Annotated in this window: 9 protein-coding genes and 1 pseudogene; 5 read left to right on the plus strand and 5 right to left on the minus strand. The window is 63.8% G+C overall.

Annotated features, from left to right (window positions below):
• Position 1 precedes the first annotated feature (1 nt).
• Positions 2–1,408: a TAXI family TRAP transporter solute-binding subunit gene (locus tag WAQ08_RS09655; RefSeq protein ID WP_422191336.1), complete on the minus strand. Its 1,407-nt coding sequence runs from the start codon at positions 1,406–1,408 to the stop codon at positions 2–4.
• Between the two features lie 63 nt (positions 1,409–1,471).
• Here WAQ08_RS09655 and WAQ08_RS09660 point away from each other — a divergent pair, with 63 nt between their 5' ends.
• Together WAQ08_RS09660 and WAQ08_RS09665 are read left to right on the plus strand one after the other, a co-directional pair.
• Entirely contained in the window at positions 1,472–1,723 is a 252-nt protein-coding gene (locus WAQ08_RS09660) for a type II toxin-antitoxin system ParD family antitoxin (protein ID WP_422191338.1), read from the plus strand.
• Positions 1,720–2,052, plus strand: a complete 333-nt coding sequence (locus WAQ08_RS09665) for a type II toxin-antitoxin system RelE/ParE family toxin (RefSeq protein WP_422191340.1) — start codon at positions 1,720–1,722, stop codon at positions 2,050–2,052. The genes WAQ08_RS09660 and WAQ08_RS09665 overlap by 4 nt, the downstream gene beginning before the upstream one ends.
• A 15-nt stretch (positions 2,053–2,067) precedes the next feature.
• On the opposite strand, the gene WAQ08_RS09670 is transcribed toward WAQ08_RS09665, so the two are convergent.
• The 3 genes from WAQ08_RS09670 to WAQ08_RS09680 are packed head-to-tail and all read right to left on the minus strand — an operon-like array spanning position 2,068 to position 4,826.
• Positions 2,068–3,249, minus strand: coding sequence for an aminotransferase class I/II-fold pyridoxal phosphate-dependent enzyme (locus WAQ08_RS09670; protein WP_422191342.1), 1,182 nt, complete (start codon positions 3,247–3,249; stop codon positions 2,068–2,070).
• Between the two features lie 14 nt (positions 3,250–3,263).
• The gene (locus WAQ08_RS09675) at positions 3,264–4,475 is read right to left on the minus strand and encodes a Fic family protein (RefSeq protein ID WP_422191344.1); all 1,212 of its coding nucleotides are present in this window, start codon (positions 4,473–4,475) and stop codon (positions 3,264–3,266) included.
• 51 nt (positions 4,476–4,526) lie between these two features.
• Positions 4,527–4,826 carry a hypothetical protein gene (locus tag WAQ08_RS09680; RefSeq protein WP_422191346.1) on the minus strand — a complete coding sequence of 100 codons (300 nt, stop codon included), beginning with the start codon at positions 4,824–4,826 and terminating at the stop codon, positions 4,527–4,529.
• Between WAQ08_RS09680 and WAQ08_RS09685 the strand changes: the two genes are divergently transcribed.
• From WAQ08_RS09685 to WAQ08_RS09695, 3 genes are read left to right on the plus strand one after another with little or no spacing between them, the layout of a single operon-like run.
• The gene (locus tag WAQ08_RS09685; protein ID WP_422191348.1) at positions 4,825–5,367 is read left to right on the plus strand and encodes a CDP-alcohol phosphatidyltransferase family protein; all 543 of its coding nucleotides are present in this window, start codon (positions 4,825–4,827) and stop codon (positions 5,365–5,367) included. The genes WAQ08_RS09680 and WAQ08_RS09685 overlap by 2 nt on opposite strands.
• The gene (locus WAQ08_RS09690; RefSeq protein WP_422191350.1) at positions 5,364–6,023 is read left to right on the plus strand and encodes a lysophospholipid acyltransferase family protein; all 660 of its coding nucleotides are present in this window, start codon (positions 5,364–5,366) and stop codon (positions 6,021–6,023) included. The genes WAQ08_RS09685 and WAQ08_RS09690 overlap by 4 nt, the downstream gene beginning before the upstream one ends.
• Before the next feature lie 30 nt (positions 6,024–6,053).
• A complete protein-coding gene (locus WAQ08_RS09695) occupies positions 6,054–6,995 on the plus strand; it encodes a phosphatidate cytidylyltransferase (RefSeq protein WP_422191352.1) in 942 nt (313 codons plus the stop codon).
• A gap of 119 nt (positions 6,996–7,114) precedes the next feature.
• Here the strand turns inward: WAQ08_RS09695 and WAQ08_RS09700 are convergent.
• Positions 7,115–7,401, minus strand: a pseudogene (locus WAQ08_RS09700) (hypothetical protein); the annotation flags it as partial.

Here is a 7,401-nt window from a genome sequence, read left to right on the forward strand (position 1 = left end):
TTCAGAGAAGGGTGGGCCGTGTCAGCGTAGAAGCATCACTTCGCCCCAACAACCTCCTCCGTGTCTTCTCAATATTGCTCCGCAACGCATACACCTCCTCCGCATGCGCCAGCGGCACGGTGATCTGGCTCGCCACGCGGTCCAGCTCGTCGAGTTCATTGAGCAGTTCGGTCGCATCGGCATCGCCTTCTTCCATGCGCGCCTCTACCTCGCGCAGCCGCGCATACCAGCGGAACACGCGCTGGCGCACGCGGTAGGTGTACAGCGGCGGCACCACGCGTGACAGCGGCAGCAGCAGCACGATCAGGCCGCCGATGACCAGCCACATGCGTTCCAGCAGGTTGCTGGCCCAGAAGGGCAGGTAGCGTTGGTAGAAGGGCGGCGTGCCGTTGATGGCGCGGTCGCCCTCGGGGCTCACGGGCAGCTCGCTGGTGCGCGTGTTCGGAAAATCCCGCGCGCCGTTGAACCAGCCCGATCCACCGTGGATCTGCTGGGCCGCCTGCGCGAACAGCTGGCGCAGGGCGGGGTGGGTGTCCTCGTGCGTGAGCAGGGCGGTGGTGGCGGCCAGCAGGTGGATGTCGTCAGGCGGCAGATCACGGGCCAGGTGCACCATGCCACGTGGCAGCGTCACCGTCTGCAGGAAGGGAAAGCGCCGGGCCAAGGCATCGGCCTGAGGCAGCTCGGCCAGCGCGATGCCGGGCTGTTGCAGCAGGCTTTGCACCACGGGCGATTCGGGCGCGGTGATCAGCACCAGGGCGTCGAGTTGGCCGTCCTGCAAGGCCTGCGCGGCGGCTTGCGGGGCCATGCTGCTCACGATGACCTCGTTGGACATCATGCCGTTGGCCTCCAGCAGGCGGCTCATCAGATCAGGCACGCCGCTGCCGGGCTGGTCCAGGTTGACGCGCAGGCCGCGCAACTGGGTCAGGGAGGTCAGGCGGGTGTCTGCTGGTGTGGCGGGCTTCTGCGTGGTGTTGCCCTTGGTGTTGTTGCTGACCAGCGCGGCAGGCCGGTAGAACAGCCACAGCGGCTCATAGAAAAGCGCGCCCAGGGACATCACGCCGTGCTCTGCATCGTCGCTCATGTCGGCGCTGCCGCCGCGCACGAAGGCCACGTTGGCCTTGCCATCACGCAGGGCCTGCAGGTTGGCTGCCGGGCCATCGGTGGTGAGCAGTTGCACGCGGATGCCGTCACGCGCCAGGGCCTGGGCGTAGCGCTGGCCGAAATCGGCGTAGGCGCTGCCCGCCGGGCCGGTGGCCAGCGTGACGGTGCGCGGGGGTTGCGGATCCAGCCACCAGTAGGCCGCTGCCAGCAGGCCCAGGGCCAACAGCAGCACGGGGCCGACCGAGGCGAGCATGTCGCGGATGGACAGGAGGGCCAGGAGCAGTGCTTCTCGAATTTGTCTTGTCATGGCGGATGCGAAGGTTGCGGCCCCAATCTTGCCAAATTTTGCCAAACCTCGTAATCTGTCCACATGGGCACGATGAACATTTCCTTGCCGGACAGTCTGAAATCCTTTGTGGACGAGCAGGTCAGCGAGCGTGGGTACGGCACAAGCAGTGAGTATGTGCGTGAGCTGATCCGCAAGGACCAGGACAGGCAGCAATTGCGTAACGTGCTGTTGGCCGGTGCATCTTCTGCGCCAGGCCCTGTGGCTGATGCAAACTACTTCGATGGTTTGCGTGATCGCGTTCGCCGCGGTGGCAAGCCCCGCAGCAAGGCGTGAAAGCCAAACAGGTCATCCCGCGTGAACAGGCGCACCAGGATGTGGACGAGGCGGTAGCCTATTACCTGAATCAGTCTGCGGATCAGGTGGCACTTGGGTTCATCGATGCCCTGGAGCAGGCCTATATCCACATCGGGCGGCATCCGGCTACAGGTTCGCCACGTTATCAGCATGAACTGGGATTGCCGGAGTTGCGAACCTGGCCTTTGAGCCGCTATCCGTACCTGCTGTTTTACGTCGAGCGCCAGGATTACATCGATGTCTGGCGGGTGCTGCACAGCCAGCGAGATATTCCAGCTTGGTTGCAGGTGCCGGACAGCGGGGCATGAACCTGCGTCTGTAGCTTATTTCTGCTGGTCTATGAATCTCTTGAGCTGCGCGATGCCCTCCTGCAGATCCTCCTTGGAGGCAGCATAGGACAAGCGCACATACCGCCCAGCATCGCTCACACCAAAGTCATGCCCCGGCGTCAACGCCACATGCGCTTCATCCAGTGCCCGCTGGCAGAACCGCATCGCATCCATCCCCGTGTTGCTCACGTCGATGTAGACGTAGAAGGCCCCATCCGGTCGCACCGGTACCGGTAGGCCCATGGCTTCCAGCCCGTTCAGCACCAGCGCGCGCCGCTCGGCCAGCTCGTGCCGCCGTGCTTCGCATTCGGCGATGGATTCGGGCGTGAAGCAGGCCAGCGCGGCCATCTGCGCCGGGGTGGGCGCGCAGATGTAGTAGTTCTGCGCCAGCCGCTCCATCACCGGCACCATGGCATCGGGCACCACGGCCCAGCCCAGGCGCCAGCCGGTCATCCCGAAGTACTTGGAGAAGCTGTTGATCACGCAGGCGCCGGGGTCACTGGCCAACACGGTCTGCGCGGCCTGGCCTGAGGCGGCATCTGCATCGCTCAGGTTCAGGTAGATCTCGTCGACGATGCGCCAGGCCTGGTGCGCCTCGGCCCAGTCGCAGATGGCGACCAGCTCGGCGGGCGGCATCGAGGTGCCCGTGGGGTTCGATGGCGTGGCGATCATCAGGCCGCGCGTGCGGGGGCTCCAGTGGCGATGCACAGCGGCCATATCGAGCTGGAAGCGCGCGCCGGCATCGGTGGGCACCAGGCGCACATCCGCGCCGAAGCCGCTGAGGAACTGCCGGTTGCAGGGGTAGGAGGGATCGCCCACCAGCACCTCGTCACCGGGGTCCACCAGCGCGGCGGTGAGCAGCAGCAGCGCGGCCGAGGCGCCGGCTGTGACCACCACGCGCTCGGGGCTGATGGCCACGCCATGCGCGCGCTGGTAGAAGCCGGCGATGGCCTCTCGCAGCGCGGGCAGGCCCAGGGCGCCGGTGTAGGGCAGGGGCGTGTTGGCGGCCATGATGCGCTGCAGCTCGGCACGCACGGCGGGCGGGGCGCCGAAATCGGGCTCACCCAGGTTCAGGCGGATCACGCGGTGGCCGGCGGCTTCGAGTGCGGCAGCGTGCTTGCCGAACTCCATGGCCAGGAAGGGGGTGATGGCTTGGGCGCGTTGGGAGAACTTCATACGGAGCAGCAGTTTCAGTAGTTCACGGGGGCGCTGGCAGCCTCCGCATAGAGATTCGGGAACAGCACCCCCAGGGTGTCCAGCGGAAAGCCGATCCTCACCGGGCCTTTGGGCGTGTCACTTTGCAGCAGGCCATCAGCCAGCAACTGCGACAGCAGCTTTCGGCCTGTGCGCTCGGCCAGGCCTGTCATCTGCAGGAACTCACCGCGTGTCACAGGGCCGAGCGCGATCACATGCTGCAGAGGCTGAATGGCTTCAGGCCGGTAGTCTGGGGTGCCGCGCTGGTGTGAGCGGATGGTGATCAAGGCAGCAAGGTGATCCTTCAGCGCATCGGGGTTGAGCATGCGTGTCATGAACTCGACCTGGTCGCGGCAAATGTCGATGAAGAAGCCACACCAAGCCAGCAGCATGCGTTCACTCAGGTTGCCCCTGCCATCCAGATCACCCTGGCGGGCCATGTCGGCCTCGGAAAGGTGGCGGTAGTAGTCGTCACGCTGGCGCGCAAAGCCCCGGTTGACCGACCAGAGCCCGCCCGTAAGGCTGCGCAGTACGGCATGGGTGTACAGACGGCAGGCGCGGCCGTTGCCATCAAGAAAGGGGTGAATCCATGCCAGGCGGTGATGCGAGCAGGCGGCCACCACCAGCAACTGGTCGAGCCCCCAGGGTTTGCTGTAGCAGGCATCGGCGCGGGCCAGGAAGCGCGGCAGTGAGGCTGCGGTAGGGGGCTGATGGCGATGCACCATCACGTCTTGGGCGCGCAATTGGCCTGGTACGACGGCCATGCCTTCATCCGTGCGTCGGTCTTCGACAGACAGTCGCTCATACAGCGTCTGGTGCGCCAGGATCAGGCTCTGGCTGTGCAAGGCCTGAGGCTCGCTGGTGATCAACGTTTCCAGCGCCTCTTCTGCCTGGATATGGGCCAGGGCCAAGCGTTGGCGTCTGGCGATGTCGGGCTGATCAGAAAAATCGGCCCGCAAAGCGCGGGCGATGTGCACGGGGTGGGTGCTTTGCCCTTCGATGCGGTTTGAGTAGTAGGAGTTCATGGCGCGCACCAGGGCGCGCAGTTCCTGCAGCGTGGACGGATGCGCAGCCGCCTGTAGGCGATGGGCTGCTTCGATCACCGGGCGCGCACTGCGCCCCAGCTCGTCCAACTGTCGGGTGGGCAGCAGTGGTTCGAACTGATGAGGCTGGTCGTAGACGTCGATAGTTCGCGGCAGCTCGGACATGATTTGCCGATCTCATAACCAAGATCGGTATTAGTATAAACATGTTTACATTCAATGAGTTATAAATGTTTCATTGAAAATTGGTGGGCTTTTATTGCCGATCTTGGTGCCGATGACGCAACGGCGCCATCGAAAATCATTGGATATCCCCAACAAGGGTGCTTTATTGAATGCCTGAGTCCACGATACTTGCCCGTAAAGCCCCTCGGCCTTGAAAGAAGGGTGATCCATCACAAAACGCAAAAGGGGGCCAGCAGACATGCCTGATAGAAGACCTGTATCCAGCCGTGGCAATGGCTTGATTCGAAGCGCTGCGCGGCTTCTCTGTAACACCCGCGTCACGCCCAACATGGTGTCGGCCTTCAGTGTCGTCGCCAGCCTGCTGGTTCCCATCGGTCTGCTTCTGAGCAGTGGATGGCTGGGCGTGAGCCTGGCAGTGCTTGGCATTCAGCTGCGTTTGCTGGCCAATGTGCTTGACGGCCTGGTTGCTGTCGAGGGTGGCAAGGGCTCACCGATCGGTGCCCTGTACAACGAGTTTCCTGATCGGCTGGCAGACACCATCATCCTGGTCAGCATGGGTTATGCCGCCGGGGCTGATTGGCTGGGTTGGGCCGCTGCGCTCACGGCGGCCTTGACAGCCTACGTGCGCGTGTTTGGCGGGGCCCTGGGCCAGCCGCAGAGTTTCCAGGGGCCGATGGCCAAGCAGCATCGCATGGCGCTTGCCACGGTGGCCTTGATCGGTGCGCAGGCGGCTGCTGTGTGGCAGCCAGGCTGGTACGCGGTTGTTCTGCAGGGGGCGTTGGCGGTGATTGTGGTGGGGTCTGCCATCACGTGCGCAACGCGTACGCGCACCATCGTCCGACACTTCGATGCACAAGGGGCGCAATCATGATTCGCCGCCCAAGGCACCTCATCGTTCTGCGCGAAGTGGTTTGCGGCATCGTGCGCGTGCTTGTCGGTGCCTACCCGAACGGTGAACGCCCTGCTGGCCAGACGCAGCGCTTGTTCTTCGCCAACCACTCCAGCCACCTTGACACCCTCACGTTGTTGAGCGCGCTGTCGCTGCGTGCACGCCTGAGGGTCAGGCCCGTGGCTGCGCGTGACTACTGGTGCGCCACGCGGCCGCGCCAGTGGGTGGCTGAACACGTGCTCAATGTCGTCTTCATCGATCGGGTGCGGCAGGAAGGGCAGGACCCCTTGGCACCGGTGCACGAGGCTTTGGCGCAAGGCTGGTCGCTCATCTTCTTCCCGGAGGGCACGCGCAGCCCTGTGGATCTCCCCGGGCCATTCAAGAGCGGCCTGCATCGCTTGGCGCAGGCCTTCCCGGATGTGCGCCTCACGCCCGTCTACCTTGAGAACCTGCACCGCATCCTGCCCAAGGGCACGCTGCTGCCCGTGCCCTTGATCAACAAGGTTCACTTCGGCCCTGTGCTCGATCGAGTAGACGATGAGCACAAGGAAGCCTTCCTGCAACGCGCGCATGCCTCGGTCTGCCGGCTTGCGGCGTCGCATGTCGCTGCTGCTGCGCCATCTCAATCCATCCATTGAACCAGATGGCCGGCACACGGCCTTGTTCGCATGCAAGCTCTTGATCTTTCTCCGTTCTCGACACTGGCGGTGGGCATCGTCAGTTTTCTAACTGTGGCCACCTTGATCAGCCGCCTCATTGGCCTGCGCGTGGGCAGCACACCCACGATGGTGAACCTGCATGAGCGCATCAATGCCTGGTGGGTGTTGGTCGGCCTAGCCCTGCCTGTGCTGGCCTTGGGCAAGGAAGTCACCATCGTGATGTTCGGGGTGCTTTCGTTCCTGACCTTGAGGGAGTTCATTTCCCTCACGCCCACGCGGCAGGGGGATCGCGTTGTGCTGTTCGCCGCCTTCTTCGTGGCTGTGCCGTTTCAGTATGCGCTGGTGGCGATCGGGTGGTACGGCCTGTTCTCCATCCTGATTCCTGTCTATGGGTTCTTCGCCATGGCGGCCATGTCCACCTTCGCGCAAGACACTCAGCACTTTCTGGAGCGAAACGCCAAGATCCAGTGGGCGGTGATGGTGTGCGTCTACGGCATCAGCCATGCGCCCGCGCTGCTGTTCCTGGAGATCCCCGATCACCAGGGCATGCAGGCCGCCATGCTGCTGTTCTTCCTGCTGGTGGTTCAGCTGTCGGATGTGATGCAGTACGTGTTCGGCAAGCTGATGGGGCGGCGGAAGGTAGCACCTATCCTTAGCCCGAACAAGACGGTGGAAGGCCTGGTGGGTGGTGGCTTGTCAGCCAGCCTGGTCGGCGCGCTGCTGCACTCGTTCACACCGTTCACCGCGGTGCAGGCTTTCCTGCTGTCGCTGGCGATTGTGGTGGCGGGGTTCTTCGGTGGGCTGGTGCTGTCTGCCGTGAAGCGATCCCTGGGGGCCAAGGATTGGGGCAGCAGCATTCCGGGCCATGGAGGTGTGCTGGATCGGCTGGATTCGGTGGCGTTTTCAGCACCGATCTTCTTTCACTTGGTGCGGTATTGGTTTGTGCCGTGAAGCTGTGGATGTGCTCTAGTCCAGTCGGCGGCCGACCAGCAAGAAATGAGCATTGGACGAACTGTCTTGAACGACCACAACCTTTGCTCGTTCACCATATATAGTCGGCCCTGCAAAATTCACCGAAGAGCCAGGGTTGGCGATCTGCCCCCGGTTTTCCCCGCCGCCGCGGCCGTTGCGAACGCTGCACCGAGCATGCACAGCAGCGCGAGCAGGGGCGCAAGAAGGCCTTTGAGCCCCAAACGCACGATGGCCCGCAGCAGCCAGCGGATGTTGTAGCCCGCCGCGCACAGCACCGCGTGCAGCGCGTCGCCGGTTGCCCCTTGCAGCCAGCACCGGTCCATGGCGTTGTCGTGCTTGAGGTGCCCGATGGCCGGCTCCACCGCCTGGCGTCGTTTGAGCCATC

The sequence above is a fragment of the Aquabacterium sp. genome (assembly GCF_049274795.1).
Lineage (GTDB): Bacteria > Pseudomonadota > Gammaproteobacteria > Burkholderiales > Burkholderiaceae_C > Aquabacterium.